Below are 15,815 nucleotides of genomic sequence, written 5' to 3' on the forward strand. Positions count from 1 at the left end.
CGACCGCGAGAAGATGCTGCTCGACCCCGGCTTCGAGCTGACCCTGCGCCCGATGCGCTACCCGTCGTTCTACGACCGGTACCGGGACGCGATCAAGAACACCTGGACCGTCGAGGAGGTGGACCTGCACTCCGACGTCGCCGACCTGGCCAAGCTCAGCGAGGGCGAGCGCCACCTCATCGGCCGTCTGGTCGCCTTCTTCGCCACCGGGGACTCGATCGTCTCCAACAACGTGGTGCTGAGCCTCTACAAGCACATCAACTCCCCGGAGGCGCGGCTGTACCTGTCGCGCCAGCTGTTCGAGGAGGCCGTGCACGTCCAGTTCTACCTGACGCTGCTCGACACCTACCTGCCGGACCCCGAGGACCGCAACGCGGCCTTCGCCGCGGTGGAGAACATCCCCTCCATCCGCCAGAAGGCGCAGTTCTGCTTCAAGTACATGAACGCCGTCGACCACATCGACTCGCTGCAGACCAAGGAGGACCGCCGCGCGTTCCTCCTGAACCTGATCTGCTTCGCGGCGTGCGTCGAGGGCCTCTTCTTCTACGGCGCGTTCGCGTACGTGTACTGGTTCCGCTCGCGCGGCCTGCTGCACGGCCTGGCCACCGGCACCAACTGGGTGTTCCGCGACGAGTCCATGCACATGGACTTCGCGATGTCGGTCGTCGACACGGTTCGCGAGGAGGAGCCCGACCTCTTCGACGACGAGATGGCCAAGCAGGTCACCGAGATGCTGGAAGAGGCCGTCGAGGCCGAGCTCCAGTTCGCCCAGGACCTGTGCGGCGACGGCCTCGCCGGCATGAACACCGACTCCATGCGCCAGTACCTGGAGGCCGTGGCCGACCAGCGCCTCGCCCGCCTCGGCCTGCCGATCCGCTACGGGTCCACCAACCCGTTCGGCTTCATGGAGCTCCAGAACGTCCAGGAGCTGACCAACTTCTTCGAGCGCCGCGTGTCGGCGTACCAGGTCGCCGTCGAGGGCTCCGTCGCCTTCGACGACGACTTCTAAGCCACCGGCTTTTGACAGAGGTGCCCCGCACGGCCCGTGGCCGCGCGGGGCACCTCTGTTTTGGAGGAGTTGGCCGCACAGTGGGGCTGCTGCCCGCGCGCCGGCGGCATCGGCAAGTTCGTCTGGTGTCACGTCTCCCCCGAGGCGACCGCCGCGTGATCGCCATCCGGGCCCGGATCACCGGCATCATGCTGCCCGCCGTCTTCCCGAGCCTCGACCACGCGTTGCCCGTCCTCTGGGAGCGCGTCCGCGAACTCCCGATCCACGCGGCCCACCGGGACTTCATCCGCCTCTGCATCGGGCCCGGCGGCGGCGAGGGCATCGCCTACTGCCTCGCCCGCGGCGGCCACTGGAGCGTCACCCGCTACATCGGCGAGATGACCAGCTGGACCACCCACCCCATCCAGCGGTACCGAGACATCGCCCTCGCGCACGCCGTCCCCTTCGGGGAGTACTCGGCAGCTTGAACGGGCCACTTGGGAAAAACCCTGCGCTCGCCTGTTCGAATTTGGGCTGATTTCCAGTATCGGAAACGTGAACCTCTTGCCTACGCCCGGCCCGACTCGGGAGCATCGTAGGGAGACCTAGTGAGGAGGCAACGTGAGCTGACACGGCTTTTGGGTTCCTGTGAAGATGGCGATTGCCCGACGCTCTACCTGACGGATCGAGGCACCCTCGCCGTCCAGGGCGAGCATCTAACCGAGCATGCTCTTCAGATTCCGGCGCACGAGTCCCTGGTCGAAATTCCCATCGAGCTCATCCGAAAGGCCATCCGTGACAACTACATCTAGGACCCTCGGGGACTGGTTCTCGGAGTTCAATCGACAGGCATTCCGGCTGGAAACGCTGGACGACTACGGCCAGTCCGGCGGAGTGGGCGCCTATCACGCCTTCCTCGCGGGCGAGGAGCAGCCGGACGACTTCAAGACCGCCGACTGGGTCAACACCGTGGCCGATGCCACTCGGGCCGGTAAGCGGATGTACCGCGTACACGCCCTCTCGCGCCCACTCACGGACTATCTCCGGTTCGAGCTCGCCTGGGGGTACCACCGGAACATGGCGGCTGGTGAGGAATTCTTCATCCTCGACACCACAGACCGGGAAAATCCCGTTCCCAAGGCACCGGACTTCTGGCTCTTTGATGACGAGACCGTTGCCGAGATGATCTATGACGGCAACGGGAAGTACCTGCGACCCGAATTCCTCAGCGGCAGCCGGATCGCCCAGTTCAAGTCCTACCGCGATGTCGCGATGGCGAACTCCGTCCCGTTCACCCAGTGGTGGGCCGAGCACGGCAAGTGAACAGAACACGGCTCGGGGCGGCGCTGCGGGCACTTCGGCAGGCTTCTGGGAAAGAAGCCAAGGCCGTGGCCCGCAGCGCCGTCATGTCTCCGAGCAAGTTGAGCAAGATCGAGACCGGCCGGGTGGCACCCACCGTTGTCGACGTGGAACGCATCCTTGCGGCCATAGGCGTGTCCGATGAGGTCAAGGCCGAGTACATGGCCGCCGCGAGAGCCGAGACCACGGAGGCGACGGCCTGGCGCCTCGTCCGGCGGCTCGGGTACCACCGCAAGCAGCAGCAGATCAAAGCGCTGGACGACTCGACCGGGCTTCTTCGCGTGTTTCAGCCCTCTCTCGTTCCCGGACTGCTTCAGACCCCCGAATACGTCCGAGCCGTGTTCGGGCGGAAGGGCCTCAGCGAGGAGCAGTTTTCGCTGACCGTCTCAGCGCGGCTCGCACGGCAGCAGGCACTCTACGATGCCACCAAGACCCTGCAGTTCGTCATCACCGAACCCGTTCTCCGCTGGCGCCTCGTCCCTGCCGCGATGATGGCGGGGCAGCTGGACCGCATCATCTCCGCCTCCCGTCTCGGCCATGTCGATATCCGGGTCGTTCCGCTGGCTGCGCCGCAGACCGACGTGCCGGCGCACTCCTTCGTCATCCGCGATGACCGAATGGTCACGGTCGAGACCGTGCATGCCGAAGTCACGGTCACTGACCCGCGCGACGTCGAGGTGTACGTCCGCAAGTTCAAGGGGTTCTCCGGCGCCGCCGTGTCCGGCGACGCGATGCGGCGCATGCTCGAAGACATTCGGGACGAGTTCCTGGGGGAGCAGGGAAGCGCCCCATAGCGCGGAATCCTCAGCCCAAAGAGAAACCAAGGGAGTTGCGATGGGTGACAGGCCGGATTCACCGCAGATCACGGGCATGGAGTGGCAGGACGCCAAGACCCTTCGCCGCAACGGCGGGAACACAAAACAGATCGAGCTGGCGGCCCTTGAACGGACCTCGACGGAGCTCCGCTACTTCCTGCCGACCATGATCACCGGCCTGCTCGCGACGCCGGAGTACGTCGACGCCAGTCTGGCTCTGATCCCCGGCGATCACTCGGCAGCCATCGCCAAGAAGCTCGAACGGCAGGCCGTACTGCCCGAAGCCACCAAGAGCTTCACTTTCGTCCTGACGGAGCAGGCCTGTCTTTGGCCGCTGGTACCAGCGCAGGCCATGGCGACGCAGCTCGACCACTTGGCCTCGGTCTCCCGTCTGCCGAACGTCCGGCTCGGAGTCATCCCACTGGCAGGCCACATGCCGAAGGCTCCGATGAACGTCTTCACCGTCTACGACGCGTCCCTGGCCACCGTTGAAGTGGCCACGGGCGTGCTCGTGTTCCGTGACTCCCATGACGTCCGGACCCATCTGGACACGTTTCAGACCTTTGAGGGGTACTCACTCTGGGGCGGGGACGCTCGGGCCAGGCTCAAGGAGTGGGCTTCCCGCCATCGGTGAGCGCCCCAGTGCCTCTGCCGGTGGCCGAATGCCCCCATCAGAAACCCCACTCCGGCCAGACCCTCATGCGCAGGAAGTCGGCCGGTCCGACTTCCTGCGCATGAGCTGACGCGGAAGGCGAATTCACACACCGGCCGAAGGGACCGGAGAGGAGTTCTTTCAGGAACAGGAAAGCGTGCAGAAATCACCGGAGCTCCCCCGTAATTTGGTGACTCGCCACAACGATCCGAGAGCCGTGGGAGCGTTTCCATGTCCACCGCGAATTCCGCACAGCCGAGCGACACGAGCCGGCCGCCGAAGCGGCGCCGGACGCACGCGGAACTCATGGAGCGGATCGACGACAATCCGGTCCGAAAAGACCTGACGACCGGAAGTCTGGTCGAAATCGTGGGCGCACAGGACGGCAGGGCCCTCGTCCGGCCGCTGTTCGAGCCGGATGCGCCGCCGCGCCAGGTGCCGGCCGACCTGCTCACCACCCGCATCGGCCTCTGGCGCCGACGGAGCGGCTTCCCCCTCATTCTTCCGCCCAAGTCCTGGGCGGGGCGGGGCCGTTCCGCGCCCCGAAGCGATACCGGAAGGTGCAGGCGATGACTGACCACAACCTGTACGAACTCGACCTCTCCCAGGTCGAGTTCAACCGCGCGTGCGACGGCAACCAGGGCGGGGGCGACGACGGCGAGTCGTGCGTGACCCTCGGCCTGGTCGAGCACGGCGTCTACGCCCTGGGCGACGGCAAGCGTCCCGACCGCGAGCCCCTGCTGTTCACCGCCGAGGAGCTGAGCGCCGCCGGGATCGACCCGGCGCGGTTCGGGCTCTCGGCCTGACCCTCCGCCCGCCCAGCCCGCCCCGGCCACCCGCAGTCCCGTGCGGGCGGCCGGGGCACCAACGCCACCGAGGAGAAGCACAGTTGCACTTCCACGGCTACGAGTGGACCGGTGACGGCCGGCTGCTGGCGAAGGAGTCCGAGCGGCGGCCGGTCGAGGGCTCGGGCTTCAGGCTCTCGGAGCTGCCGCCGATGATGACCGGCTGGTGGCTGCTCCGACCGACCGCCCAGGTCCGGGGCACCTGGGAGACGGCGGCCGACGCGGCCGACTGGCTTGCGGCACGGTACGAGGAACACGCGCCGGGCGGCGATCCTCGGCTTCCCACCGAGGCGCGGCGACTCCGCGCGGTCGAGCAATTGGAGGGTGCCGCAGACGTGGTGTGGTCCCGCTGGGTGTCCGACAGCCGCTGGTCGGGCCACTACGTGATCGCATGCCCCCACAAGACCAGGCCGGACATCCCGTGCCCGACCCGGCACACCGCTCGACCACCGGTCTCGGGCTGACGCTGCCGCCCCGCCTGCGGGGGCCCGTCGGGGTTTCGACGCTGTTGGTTTCCGGCGGGCGGTGGCAGTCAGCGGCGGCGAGCGGCGGCGACGGACAAGGGCGCGATACGGCAGATACCGGACGCATCGGCCTCCTCGCCCACATCGACGTCAGGCCGCGCGCCCCCCTGATACCCGGGCGGATGCAAACCCGCGGCCCCACCCCCGTCCGACGACGACGCCCCGCACGGAACTCCCGTACGGGGCGGCGGCGTCCGGCCGATCAGCCCTTGACCGACCCGGCGGTCAGGCCCTGGGCCAGGTAGCGCTGGAGGAACTGGTAGACGACGATCACCGGCAGCGAGGTCACCAGCGCCCCGGCCGCGAACAGCCCGTAGTTCTGGTCCTGCTGGCCGGAGATGATCCCGTAGAGGCCGACCGCGACGGTCTTGGAGTCGTTCGAGGTCAGGAAGATGTTCGCCAGGATCACGTCGTTGAGCGCGGCGGTCAGCGACAGGATCGAGATGACCACCAGCATCGGCGCGGCGAGCGGCAGGATCAGCCGGAAGAAGATCTGCGCGTGCCCGGCGCCGTCCACCTTGGCGGCCTCGTCGATCTCGCGCGGGATGGTGTCCAGGTAGCCCTTCATCAGCCAGGTGTTCACCCCCATCGCGCCGCCGAGGTAGACCAGCACCAGGCCCCACGGGGTGTCCAGGCCGATCGCCGGCAGGACGTCCCCGATCTTGGCGAACATCAGGTAGAGCGAGATCACCGCGAGGAACTGCGGGAACATCTGCACCAGGAAGACCGCCATCAGCCCGATCCGCCGGCCCCGGAAGCGGAACCGCGAGAAGGCGTACGCGGCCAGCACCCCGAGCAGCACGTTCAGCACCGCGAAGGTGCCGCAGACCAGCGCCGTGTTCCCCAGCCACCGGGCGAAGGGGTACTGCCCGCTGGTGAACAGCGCGGTGAAGTTGGCGAGCGAGGCGTGCCGGGGCAGCAGCGTGGACGACTGGAGCGTGCCGAGCGGGTTGAGCGCCGCGGACAGCACGAACAGCAGCGGGAACAGCGCGAAGCAGACGGCGAGCACGGCGATCAGGTGCCGCCAGCCGAAGCGGCGCAGCCAGCGGACGACAGCGCGGGCAACGGGGGCAGTGGTGGCGGTCATGCGTTCAGCTCCTCCAGGGCGCGGGTGCGGCGGAAGCCCACCAGCGTGATCAGGCCGACCAGCAGGAAGATGACGATGGACAGCGCGGCGGCGAAGCCGTACTGCGCGCCCTGCCCGCCGAAGGCCAGCCGGTAGGTGTAGCTGATCAGGATGTCGGTGGATCCGGCCGTACCGCCCGCGCCGTCGAACGGCCCACCGCCGGTGAGCAGTTGGATCGCGTTGAAGTTGTTGAAGTTGAAGGCGAAGGACGAGATCAGCACCGGTGCGGCGGCGACCAGCAGCAGCGGGAAGGTGACCGCCCGGAACGCCGTCCACGGCCCGGCGCCGTCGATCCGGGCGGCCTCGTTGAGTTCGGCGGGCATCGCCTGCAGCACGCCCGTACAGATCAGCAGCATGTTGGGGAACCCGAGCCAGAGGCTGGTGAGCAGCACCGCGAACCGGGCGTTCCAGGCGTCGCCCAGCCAGTCGACCCTGGCGTGCAGCAGTTGGTTGAGCAGCCCGAAGTCCCGGTTGTACATGCTCTGCCAGATCAGGATGCCGATGAACGCGGGCATCGCGTACGGCAGCAGCATCAGCGAGCGGTAGACCCGCTGCCCGCGCAGCCGCGGGTGGTGCAGGGTGAGCGCGAGGCCGAGGCCGAGGGCGAAGGACGCGCCGGTGGAGAGCAGGGCGAAGCCGAAGGTCCAGGCGAGGACGCCGAGGAAGGGCCCGCGGATGGCGGGGCTGGTGAGCACGGCGGTGAAGTTGGCGAAGCCGACGGTGCGGTGCCAGCCGGTGGGCAGGGTCCGCCCGGAGTCGTCGGCGGCGGTGAACCGGCCGCCGCGGGGCTGGTAGACGGTGTGGTCGCGGGTGTCGGTCAGGGTGTCGGCCTGCCGGTCGTACACCAGGGTGGGCCGTGCCGCGGTGGCCATCGAGAGGCCCTGGCTGACGATGAACCCGCCGTCCACCGGCACCCGGAGGTCCGTCAGCTCGCCGGACCGGCCGTTGACCTGGCCGAAGGTGAGCAGCTTCAGCCCGGGGGCGGTCTTCACCCGGCCGTCCGGCCCGGTGACCGTCCCGGCGGGGGCGGGGGCCAGGCCGCGCGCGGTGCCGGCCGAGACCTGCCCGGTGTCCGGGTCGGTGAGCAGCAGCACCAGCGGGCCGCCGTCCGGGCCGGTGGCGATGGTGAGCGCGTACGAGGGGCTGCCGGGGGCGGGCTCGACGGAGTGCTCGACGAGGCTGCGCACCGCCTGGTCCTTGGTGAGCAGGTGGCCGTCGCCGTAGTCGGTGAAGGAGACCGCGACGATGTACAGCACGGGGTAGGCCACGAAGGCCAGGAAGAGCGCGGTGGCGGGCAGCAGGTACTTGGCGGGCAGCCGGCGCGGCGACAGGTAGATCCAGAACGTCGCGCCGACGGCCGCGGCCAGTACGCCGAGCGCGGCCCACTGCCCGTCGTCGTAGAGCCTGGGCGCCGCGTAGAGGGCGAGGGCGGCGACGCCGGCCAGCAGGGCGATCTTCACCAGCTGCGCGGTGGCGGCGCCCGCCCGACGGGGCGGGCGGGCGGGAGGGCGGTCCGGGGCGCCGGCGGACCGGTCGGCCGGGTGCCTGCTGTCCTGAAGGGTGGGGGAGGTCATGGGTGGGTCCCTGGTCCGGAGGGCGCCCGGCGGTGGTGGCCGTCCGGGTGTCGGCGCGTGCGGGGGGTCGGCACGCGAGGGCCCGGCGGGCGGGCCCGACGGGTGTTCAGTGCGCGGGGCCGAGGGCGGCGCGGATCGCGTCGCCGGCCTGCCGCATGGTCGCGGCCGGGTCGGCACCGGCCACGATGCTGGCCTCGGCCTGGCCGAGCGGCCCCCAGATCGCGTTCATCGCGGGGATCGTCGGCAGCGGCTGGCCGCCCGCCCCGGCCGCCGCGAGGGAGCCGATGTCCGGGTCGTTCGCGGACGCCTCGGCGAGTGCGGAGGTCAGCGCGGGCGGCTCCGGCGAGGCGTGGTAGAGCGCCAGCTGGCCCTCCTCGCCGCCGATCTCGCGCAGCAGGAACTCCTGGGCCAGCGGCAGGTTCCTGGCCTTGGCGGAGAGGTAGAAGCTCTGCACCCCGATGAACGGGCGGGCCGGGCCCTTGCCCGCCCACCCGGGCACGGCCGAGATCGCGTAGGGCACCCCGGCCTGCTTGAGCTGGCCGAGCGCCCACGGTCCGGCCACCAGGAACGGCGTCCTGCGCCCGGTGAACAGCGCGATGGCGTTGGTGTCCACCGAACGGTTGAACAGCCCGGCACCCTTCTCGCCGTACTGCTTGAAGAGTTCGCCGGCCGCGATCGAGCCGGGGCCGCCGACCCCGAGATCGGCGGTGTCGTAGCCGCCGTCCGCCTTGGCGCCGAACAGGTAGCCGCCGGCCGAGGTGAACAGCGGCTGCAGGGCGTACGCGTTGCCCTGCTGGCCGATCGGCAGGGCGAGCGGGATGTCGCTCTTCCCGGCCTTGACGGCGTCCTGCCCGGTGGCGGCCAGGTCCTCGAAGGTGCCGGGGGCGTCCGGCGCGAGCTCGGTGTTGCGGAACAGCACCAGGTTCTCGGTCGCGTACGGCAGCCCGTACGGCCGGCCGTCGTAGCTGACGGCCTCCATCGCGGCGGGCTGGAACCGGGCCTTCTGCGCCTGCGTCAGCGGCACGGGCGCGACGACGCCGTTCTGCACCAGGTTGCCCAGCCAGTCGGAGGCGCCGACCACCAGGTCCGGCCCCTTTCCCGCGTTGGTGGCCGAGACGTAGGCCTGCTGGGTGTTGACGGACTGCGGGGCGACGGTGACCTTGACGCCGTGCTCCTTGCCGAACCGGTCGGCGAGCGGCTGCAGGGCGGCGGCCTGCTGGGTCTGCGCCCAGATCACCAGGTCGCCCTCCGGGCCGGCGATCGGCGGGGCGGTCATCGAGTCCCCCGCCGCCCCGCTCCCGGACAGGGCGTCGGCGGACGGGGCGCCGGCGGGCGAGGTGCCGCCGCAGGCCGTGACCAGCAGGGCGAGGACGCCGAGGGCGGCGTGTCTGCGGTGGCGCATCGTCCGAGACTCCTTCGTCTGGGCTGGGATGGGTGGGGCCGGAGCCCCGGGAAGGGCCGGGGCCCCGGGAAGGGCCGGGGCCCCGGGAAGGGCCGGGGCCCCGAGGAGGGGCGGCGGGTCAGATGCCGTCCACCGGCCGGTGCCAGCGGTCGACGGTGAGGTCGAGACGGGTGTCGCGCTCGACCGTCAGCGGGTGCATCACCCGCAGGCCGTCCTCGTCGACGGCGTCCAGGCCCCAGCCGCGCGAGATGCCGCCGTCGAAGCCGGTGCCGCGCGGGACGGCGATCCGGCCGCGGAAGCGCCCGGGGCCGTCGGGGCGGCAGGGCAGCGGGCCGAACATCACCGGCGCGTCACCCGGGGTGCCGTCCGGGACGGTGACGACCACCTCCAGGACGGGCCGCGCGGGCAGTTCGGGCACCACCTCGATCTCGGAGTGCGCGGCCAGGCCGTGCGCCCGGACGGTCAGCGCGGTGCGCCCGGTGGCCAGCGGGCGCAGCAGCCCGTGCGGCGAGACGGCCGCGACCTCGGGCCGCTCCACCCGGTAGTCGGCCTCCAGGGCGGTGTACCGCACGCCGTCGGCCCGGACGGCGACCGGGTTGACGGCGCTCCAGGTCTCGTCGGGGGCGAGCCGCAGCCGCTCGGCGGCGCTGAGCGAGACGACCGGCGAGGGGGCGCCGAACAGGTGCAGCAGCGCGTGCCGGGAGCGGGGTCGCCAGGCGTCCTCGTGGTGCGGCGCGGCCGGGTCCTCGTAGTAGAGGAGGTCGGCGCCGGAGGTGTAGCCGGCCTCGTCGAGCAACTGGACGGCCAGCTCGCGGGCGGGCCTGGCCATGATCAGGCCCTCCCGGCCGCCGATGTCCAGCCAGAGCCGGCGCGGGCCGCGTCGCCGGTAGCGCTCGTGGACGACCTTCTCGCCGAGGTCGGCCGGGTCGACGTGGGTGAGGAACGGCGAGAGGACGGCGGCCAGGCCGAAGACCTCGGGGCGGCGGAAGGCCATGTGGTAGGCGACCAGGCCGCCCATCGAGGAGCCCATCACCGCGGTGTGCTCGGGCCCGGTCCTGGTCCGGTAGCGGGCGTCGACGAACGGCTTGACCTCGTCGGCGAGGAACGCCTCGTAGCGGTGCCCCTTGAGCGGGGTGCCGGGCGTGCGCCAGTACTCGGCGACGTGCGAGTACTCGGTGCCGCGCTCGACGCCGGCGTTGGGCACGCCGACCGCGATCAGCTCGGGGATCAGGCCCTCGGCGTACAACTGCTCCAGCGTCCGGTCCAGCGCCCAGGTGGGCCGCTGCCCCTGGTCGAAGACCTGCTGGCCGTCCTGGAGGTAGAGCACCGGGTAGTCGGCGTCCGGGTCGTCGTCGTAGCCGGGCGGCAGGTAGACGAGCAACTCGCGCTCGTTGCCGAGCGGTTCGGAGCGGAAGCCGGGGATGCGCTCGATCCGGCCGCGGCGCACGGCGGCCCCGGCGGCCCCCGTGGTGCGCACGGCGCTCATCGGGCCACCGACCAGACGTGCACGGCCGGGCCCTCGGCGGGCAGGTCGCGGCCGGGGACGAGCTGGGGCCCGCCGAGCAGGTGGGTGGCGTGCCACTCGCCGGCCACCGGCGGGTGGTCGGCCCGGCTGATCTGCACCAGGATCCGCTCCCGCTCGTCCTCGCGCTCGAACAGCAGGACGTCGCGCTCGGCGAGCAGCCAGCGCAGCCCGCCGCCGCTGAGCGCGCTGTGGCTGCGGCGCAGCCGGATCAGCTCGCGGTAGGTGCGGTAGGTGTGCCGGTCCCAGGCGGACTCGTCCCAGGGGAACGGCTTGCGGCCCTCCTCCAGGCCCTCGCCCTCGACGCCGACCTCGTCGCCGGAGAACACCATCGGGGTGCCGGGCAGGGTGAACAGCAGGGCCGCGCCCAGCAGTTGGCGCTCGGGGCCGGCGAAGCTGCGGAACCTGGCGGTGTCGTGCGAGTCCAGCAGGGTGAGGTTGTGCACCCGGCTGCGCCAGGGCAGGGCGGCACCGAACACCGTCATCACGGCCCGTACCTGGGCGCCGCCGTAGTCGGGGATCGGCCCGGGCACCGCCCAGAAGTCCTTCTGGTCGTGCCGCTCGGCGAGCCAGGACCACACCGGGCGGGTGAAGCCCGCGTAGCTCATGGTGCCCTGCCAGCCGTCGCCCTTGAGGGTGAGCGAGGCGTCGTGCTGGTGCTCGGCGAGCAGGACGGCGTCGGGGTTGGCGGCCCGGACGGTGGCCGCGGTGGTGGTGGCGACCTGCTGGTTGAGCTCCACCTCGCCGCGCCGGCCGGCCATCTGCGCCACGTCGACCCGCCAGCCGTCCAGGTGGAACGGCGCCTTGAGGTACTTGGCGATCACCGAGTCGGGGCCCTCGTAGAGGCGGCGGCGCAGTTCGGGCGAGCGGTGGTCGAAGGTCGGCAGGGTGCGCACGCCGAGGAAGGTGGCGTAGTCGTCCGGGCCGCCTTCGCCGAAGAAGTAGAAGCCGGCCTCGGGGCTGTGCGGGTCCTGCTGCGCGGCGCGGAACCAGTCGTGGTCGCTGCCGGAGTGGTTGAGCGTGATGTCGCCGATGACCTTGATGCCGCGCCGGTGGGCCTCGGCGGTGAGCGCGATGAGCGCCTCGTCGCCGCCGAGCGCGGGGTCGACGCGGTCGAAGGAGACGGCGTCGTAGCGGTGGTTGGAGCGGCCCTCGAAGAAGGGGGTGAGGTAGATGACGGTGGCGCCGAGGCGCTGGATGTGGTCGATCCTGCGGACCACGCCCCAGAGGTCCCCGCCGTACATCTGCTGGAGGGCGGCGGCGTCGCCGGTGTGCAGCGGGGTGTCCCAGTCGGCGGGGCGGGCCCAGGCGGCGAGGGGTGCGTCGCCGGCGCGGGCGTAGCGGTCCGGGAAGATCTGGTAGACCACGGCGTCGGCGGTCCAGGCGGGCGGGGCCGGGTGGGTGGTGAGGCGGAAGTCGGTGGCGTCGGGCAGGTCGTGGTCGTGCAGGCCGGCGGCGGTGAGCCAGCGCCCGCCGTCGGGGGTGTGCAGCCAGAACCGGTAGTTCATCTCCGGGTTGACCATCGTCAGGCGGGCCCGCCACCAGGTCGCGTCGGCGTCGGCGCGCTCGGGCACCGGTACGGCGGCCTCGAAGTGCGGTTCGCCGTCGGGGACGGAGCGCAGGAAGACCCGTTCCACCTCCTGTCCGGCCGGGATCCGGACCAGCAGGTCGACCTGCTGCCCGAGCCGGGGCGCGAGGTCGCCGACGTACCGCGCGGAGCCGTCGTGGTGCGGCTGGTGGCGGGCGGCGAGGCGGTGGCTGCGGGCCGTGTCCATGGAGCTCCTCGGTCGGGTGAACAGGCTGATGGAGGGCGGCGTTCCGCTTACCGGGGCCGACGAGGGAACCGTAACGGCGATGAAACTGTTGCGCAATACGTTGCTAAGATTGTTTCATCGGCCTCGTCGGCCCACGTCCGGGGATTTGTAAGATGCAGGCTCGACCAGGTCGGGAGGACCAATTGAGCGGCCCGTCACTACGGGACATCGCCGCCCGGGCAGGCGTCAGCGCCGCCTCGGTGAGCAGGGTGATCAACGACCGGCCGGGCGTCTCCGACGACACCCGCCTCAAGGTCGCCGAGGCCATGCGCGAACTCGGCTGGCAGCCCGACCAGGGCTACGACCCGCACCAGGGCGCACTGATCGGCATCGTCGTCCCCGAGCTCGACAACCCGGTCTTCCCGCTGCTCGCCTCCGCCATCGAGGTGCAGCTCGCCAAGCACGGCCTGACCGCCGTGGTCGGCACCTCCACCCGGCAGGGCACCGCCGAGCTGGGCTACATCGACGTCCTGCTCCGCAAGGGCGTGTCCGGACTGGTCCTGGTCTCCGGCCGGCACGCCAACCCGCACGCCGACCACGGCTTCTACCGGCTGCTGCACGAGCGCGGCATCCCGATGGTGCTGGTCAGCGGCAAGGTCGAGGGCCTGGCCGTGCCCACGGTCGCCACCGACGAGGCGATCGGCGCCCGGATCGCCGTCGCCCACCTGCGCGAACTCGGCCACCGCCGGATCGGCCTGGCCGGCGGCCAGGGTTACCTGCGCCCCTCCCTCAACCGGCTGGACGGCTACCGGCGGGCGATGCGCGAACTGCTCGGCGAGGACGCCCCCGCCGACTGGTACGCCGAGTCCTCGTACTCGATCGCCGGCGGCGCCGCGGCCGCCCGCCAGCTGCTCGACGCGGGCGTCACCGCGGTCATCGCCGGCAGCGACCTGATGGCCCTCGGCGTCGCCCAGGCCGCCCGCGAGGCGGGCCGCTCGGTGCCCGGCGACCTCTCCGTGGTCGGCTACGACGACTGCTACCTGGCCGCCCACAGCAACCCGCCGCTGACCACCGTGCGCCAGCCGATCCAGGAGATGGGCGCGGCGGTCGCCGAGGCCCTGTGGCGCCAGCTGGAGGGACACGGCGGGCAGGCCCGGGACTACCTGTTCACTCCGGAGCTGGTCGCCCGCGAGTCCACCGGCCGGGCACCCGGCTGACGGGCCACGACCGGCCGAGCGCGACCGGCGGCGTCAGGAGCGGGAGCGCACCCGACGGGGACTCAAGAGCGGGAACGACAAGGGCCGGGACGCCCGTCGCGCCCCGGCCCTCGGCGGTCCGTCAGTCGTTCGCCACGGTCGCGTACCGCGCGGTGCCCTCGGCCATCTGCTTCAGCGCGTCCTTGCGGTCCCGCTTCGACAGCTTGTCGATGTAGAGGGTGCCGAACAGGTGGTCGGTCTCGTGCTGCAGGCAGCGGGCGAAGAAGCCGGTGCCCTCGACCCGGATCGGCCGGCCGTCCTTGTCCACACCGGTCACCGCCGCGTACTCCGGGCGGGGCAGCTCGGCGTACGCGCCCGGCACCGACAGGCAGCCCTCGTTGCTGTCGTCCAGCACCCGCCGACGGTCCGCCGGGTACTCCTCCAGCTTCGGGTTGATCACGTGGCCGATGTGGCGCACGCCCTCGTCGTCCGGGCAGTCGTAGACGAAGACCTTCAGGTCCACGCCGATCTGATTGGCCGCCAGGCCCACGCCCTCGGCCGCGTACATCGACTGGAACATGTCGTCGATCAACGCGGACAGCTCACCGTCGAACGCGGTGACGTCCTTGACCTCGCGGTGCAGGACCGGGTTGCCCACCACGGTGATCGGGCGGGCGGTGCCCTTGGAGAGGTCCGGCTGCTCGCCGACCACCTTCAGCGGGGCCTCGTCGGCCGCCGACTCCTGGTCATGGTCGTGGTCGTGCTGGTGGTCCTGCTGCTCCGCCATCGCTGCTTATCCGCTTCCGCTTCCGAGAATGGTCCAGGTATTCGGCTCTCGCCGGGTACACCGCTCAAGGGTAAGCGGCGCGCTCAACAGACTTCTTCCAGATCGCGGTACGCCCGCGTGCCGGGCGAGGCCGCGGCCCAGCGGTCCAGCAGCGAGCGGACCAGCAGCGCGGGCGCGGCGATCCCGCACTCCCGCTCCACCAACCAGGACATCCCGGCGTCCCCGCCCTGGCTGAGGTGGCTGAGGTGTCCGGGGTGCGCGGCGTCGCCGTCGTCGTGCGGGTCGTGGTGGGCGGTGTTCCCGTCGTCCGTGGCCATCCGGCTCTCCGAGCAGGCCCGGCAGAGCAGCCGCACCGAGGACGTCCAGTCCTCCGCCGCGTAGCCGGCGTCCGCGACCACCCGCTCCAGCGCGTCCCGGTCCCCCGCCGTGGCGGCCTGGAGCAGCACCACGTAGGTCGGCACCGGGGACGGCGCCCACAGCTCGATCTCGTCGAACACCGGGTAGGCGACCCCGTCGGTGACCCGCTCGCCGTGCGGGGCGCCGTCGTGCAGCACCACCTCGCCCCAGCGGCGGCCGGAGGACGGCAGCGGGATGGACAGCACCTCGATCCGGGCCGGGTCCAGCCGGCGGCCCCACACCACCTCGGACTCGCCGTCCGGGGAGAGCCGCACCGGGGTGGTGCCGAGGTCCAGGCTGACCGGGCCGTCCTGCTGCCCGCCCGGGCCGCCGGGCAGCTTCAGCCCGTACGCCTGCCAGGCGCGGCGGGCCAGCGGCCAGTCCTGCAGGGCGGTCGCGGTGATGCCGAGGTTCCACCAGTCGGGGGCGCCGTGCTCGCGGTCCAGCAGGGCGACGGCCCGCAGTCCGGCCGAACGGGCCTGCTCCCAGTCCCGGCGGAACTTGTGCAGCAGGGCGAGGTTGAACCAGGAGTCGGACAGCCAGGGCTCCAGGTCGGCGGCCATCACCAGCAGCGCGCCGGCGTCCTCGTAGCGGCCGTCGCCGATCAGCGTGAAGGCCCGGTCGGTCGTCTGCCGCCAGGTGGCGGACGGCCGGTGCCGTGCCCGGTGGAAGATCCTCACGTTCGTCCCTGCCGTCGTCGTCCGCTCAAGTCCCGTACCGCCGCGTCCGGATCCACTTCCGCGGGGGTCCGGGGCACGGTGCCCCGGGTCGGTGTTCCACGCTACGACCGCATCCAACCACGCCCGCCCCCGCCCGCGCTCCCCACCGCCGAGGTTGGGGCCGCCCCTACCCAGCCTGCCCGCCCGGCCGCCCCG

Annotated in this window: 17 protein-coding genes; 10 read left to right on the forward strand and 7 right to left on the reverse strand. The window is 71.6% G+C overall.

Annotated elements, in window-relative coordinates; translation table 11 throughout:
- The first annotated feature begins 13 nt into the window (after positions 1–13).
- The 9 genes from ACIQVZ_RS24180 to ACIQVZ_RS24220 all read left to right on the forward strand — a co-directional run bounded on the left by ACIQVZ_RS24180 (position 14) and on the right by ACIQVZ_RS24220 (position 5,123).
- On the forward strand, positions 14–1,009 hold the full coding sequence (locus ACIQVZ_RS24180; RefSeq protein WP_079136257.1) for a ribonucleotide-diphosphate reductase subunit beta: 996 nt from the start codon (positions 14–16) through the stop codon (positions 1,007–1,009).
- A 155-nt stretch (positions 1,010–1,164) separates the two neighbouring features.
- Positions 1,165–1,476 (forward strand): hypothetical protein, encoded by a 312-nt coding sequence (locus ACIQVZ_RS24185; RefSeq protein ID WP_402452721.1) that lies wholly within the window; start codon positions 1,165–1,167, stop codon positions 1,474–1,476.
- 138 nt (positions 1,477–1,614) lie between these two features.
- Positions 1,615–1,800: a hypothetical protein gene (locus tag ACIQVZ_RS24190; protein WP_402452860.1), complete on the forward strand. Its 186-nt coding sequence runs from the start codon at positions 1,615–1,617 to the stop codon at positions 1,798–1,800.
- Positions 1,784–2,311 carry a DUF6879 family protein gene (locus ACIQVZ_RS24195; RefSeq protein WP_402452723.1) on the forward strand — a complete coding sequence of 176 codons (528 nt, stop codon included), beginning with the start codon at positions 1,784–1,786 and terminating at the stop codon, positions 2,309–2,311. Before ACIQVZ_RS24190 ends, ACIQVZ_RS24195 begins: the two co-directional genes overlap by 17 nt.
- Entirely contained in the window at positions 2,308–3,141 is an 834-nt protein-coding gene (locus ACIQVZ_RS24200) for a helix-turn-helix domain-containing protein (protein WP_402452725.1), read from the forward strand. The genes ACIQVZ_RS24195 and ACIQVZ_RS24200 overlap by 4 nt, the downstream gene beginning before the upstream one ends.
- A gap of 40 nt (positions 3,142–3,181) precedes the next feature.
- Positions 3,182–3,796, forward strand: a complete 615-nt coding sequence (locus tag ACIQVZ_RS24205) for a DUF5753 domain-containing protein (RefSeq protein WP_402452727.1) — start codon at positions 3,182–3,184, stop codon at positions 3,794–3,796.
- Between the two features lie 249 nt (positions 3,797–4,045).
- On the forward strand, positions 4,046–4,387 hold the full coding sequence (locus ACIQVZ_RS24210; protein ID WP_402452729.1) for a hypothetical protein: 342 nt from the start codon (positions 4,046–4,048) through the stop codon (positions 4,385–4,387).
- The gene (locus ACIQVZ_RS24215) at positions 4,384–4,620 is read left to right on the forward strand and encodes a DUF397 domain-containing protein (RefSeq protein WP_402452731.1); all 237 of its coding nucleotides are present in this window, start codon (positions 4,384–4,386) and stop codon (positions 4,618–4,620) included. The genes ACIQVZ_RS24210 and ACIQVZ_RS24215 overlap by 4 nt, the downstream gene beginning before the upstream one ends.
- Before the next feature lie 83 nt (positions 4,621–4,703).
- Positions 4,704–5,123, forward strand: coding sequence for a hypothetical protein (locus ACIQVZ_RS24220; protein WP_402452733.1), 420 nt, complete (start codon positions 4,704–4,706; stop codon positions 5,121–5,123).
- 262 nt (positions 5,124–5,385) lie between these two features.
- Here ACIQVZ_RS24220 and ACIQVZ_RS24225 read toward each other — a convergent pair whose 3' ends face one another.
- From ACIQVZ_RS24225 to ACIQVZ_RS24245, 5 genes are all read right to left on the reverse strand, one after another.
- Positions 5,386–6,270 carry a sugar ABC transporter permease gene (locus tag ACIQVZ_RS24225; RefSeq protein ID WP_350879681.1) on the reverse strand — a complete coding sequence of 295 codons (885 nt, stop codon included), beginning with the start codon at positions 6,268–6,270 and terminating at the stop codon, positions 5,386–5,388.
- A complete protein-coding gene (locus ACIQVZ_RS24230; protein WP_402452735.1) occupies positions 6,267–7,883 on the reverse strand; it encodes an ABC transporter permease subunit in 1,617 nt (538 codons plus the stop codon). The genes ACIQVZ_RS24225 and ACIQVZ_RS24230 overlap by 4 nt, the downstream gene beginning before the upstream one ends.
- A 106-nt stretch (positions 7,884–7,989) precedes the next feature.
- Positions 7,990–9,285, reverse strand: a complete 1,296-nt coding sequence (locus ACIQVZ_RS24235; RefSeq protein WP_402452737.1) for an extracellular solute-binding protein — start codon at positions 9,283–9,285, stop codon at positions 7,990–7,992.
- Between the two features lie 118 nt (positions 9,286–9,403).
- Positions 9,404–10,771, reverse strand: a complete 1,368-nt coding sequence (locus ACIQVZ_RS24240; RefSeq protein WP_402452739.1) for an alpha/beta hydrolase — start codon at positions 10,769–10,771, stop codon at positions 9,404–9,406.
- Positions 10,768–12,582, reverse strand: a complete 1,815-nt coding sequence (locus ACIQVZ_RS24245) for a glycoside hydrolase family 13 protein (protein WP_402452741.1) — start codon at positions 12,580–12,582, stop codon at positions 10,768–10,770. Before ACIQVZ_RS24245 ends, ACIQVZ_RS24240 begins: the two co-directional genes overlap by 4 nt.
- Before the next feature lie 182 nt (positions 12,583–12,764).
- Between ACIQVZ_RS24245 and ACIQVZ_RS24250 the strand changes: the two genes are divergently transcribed.
- Positions 12,765–13,778 carry a LacI family DNA-binding transcriptional regulator gene (locus ACIQVZ_RS24250; RefSeq protein WP_350879686.1) on the forward strand — a complete coding sequence of 338 codons (1,014 nt, stop codon included), beginning with the start codon at positions 12,765–12,767 and terminating at the stop codon, positions 13,776–13,778.
- Between the two features lie 121 nt (positions 13,779–13,899).
- Here the strand turns inward: ACIQVZ_RS24250 and def are convergent, their stop codons facing one another.
- On the reverse strand, positions 13,900–14,544 hold the full coding sequence (gene def, locus ACIQVZ_RS24255; protein ID WP_350879687.1) for a peptide deformylase: 645 nt from the start codon (positions 14,542–14,544) through the stop codon (positions 13,900–13,902).
- 83 nt (positions 14,545–14,627) lie between these two features.
- Positions 14,628–15,620, reverse strand: coding sequence for a hypothetical protein (locus ACIQVZ_RS24260; protein ID WP_350879688.1), 993 nt, complete (start codon positions 15,618–15,620; stop codon positions 14,628–14,630).
- Positions 15,621–15,815 lie beyond the last annotated feature (195 nt).

The sequence above is a fragment of the Kitasatospora sp. NPDC098663 genome (assembly GCF_044760075.1).
In the GTDB taxonomy this organism is placed as follows: domain Bacteria; phylum Actinomycetota; class Actinomycetes; order Streptomycetales; family Streptomycetaceae; genus Kitasatospora.